Below are 853 nucleotides of genomic sequence, written 5' to 3' on the forward strand. Positions count from 1 at the left end.
GCTGACGCACAACGACGCGCCGCTCAATCCCTATCGCGTGCTGTGGGACCTGCAGCACACCGTCGACATCCACAACACCATCATCACCCACGACGCCGGCAGCCCGCGCGACCAGCTCTCGCCGTTCTGGAAGTCGGTCGAGCCGTTGTCCTATATCGGCTGGGGCAAGACGACGCAGCTCGGCTACGGCCTCGGTCTTGCGATGGGCGCGAAGCTGGCAAAACCGGACAAGCTCTGCATCAACGTCTGGGGCGACGCCGCGATCGGCTTTACGGGCATGGATTTCGAGACCGCGGTGCGCGAGCGGATTCCGATCATGTCGATCCTGCTGAACAATGTCTCGATGGCGATCGAATTGAAGGTGATGCCGATCTCGACCGAGAAATACCGCTCGACCGACATCTCCGGCGATTACGCCGCGATGGCCCGCGCCTTCGGCGGCTATGGCGAGCGGGTGACCAAGCCCGAGGACATCATCCCCGCGATCAAGCGCGGCATCCAGAAGACCAAGGAGGGCGTGCCGGTGCTGCTGGAGTTCATCACCAGCAAGGAGACCGAGGTATCGCGGCCGGGCACGTGAGGCATCACGCAGCGGCTCGCGCCCTTCCCACTTGATTTGAGCTCGCCTGCGCGGGCAAGCTCCCCCCGCGAGAAGAACAGGAGGGAGCGATGGCGCGCATCCTGGTGCTGGGGGCCGGCTTTGCGGGGCTGTGGGCCGCGCTCGGCGCAGCCCGCAAGCGCGACGAGATCGGCGCGCGGGCGGCAGATACCGAGATCCTCGTCATCGATCGCAACGCCTATCACAACATCCGGGTGCGCAATTACGAGGTCGACCTCGCCGATGTCGCGCTGC

1 protein-coding gene and 1 pseudogene are annotated in these 853 nt (G+C 65.2%); both read left to right on the top strand.

The window, feature by feature from the left end; translation table 11 throughout:
- Positions 1-580: thiamine pyrophosphate-dependent enzyme (locus NS334_RS17470; protein ID WP_241492031.1), on the top strand; the 580-nt coding region annotated here is incomplete at its 5' end.
- 89 nt (positions 581-669) lie between these two features.
- A pseudogene (locus NS334_RS17475) lies at positions 670-853 on the top strand (NAD(P)/FAD-dependent oxidoreductase); the annotation flags it as partial.

Origin of the sequence: Sphingomonas endophytica, from assembly GCF_001476895.1 — a bacterium.
Lineage (GTDB): Bacteria > Pseudomonadota > Alphaproteobacteria > Sphingomonadales > Sphingomonadaceae > Sphingomonas > Sphingomonas endophytica_A.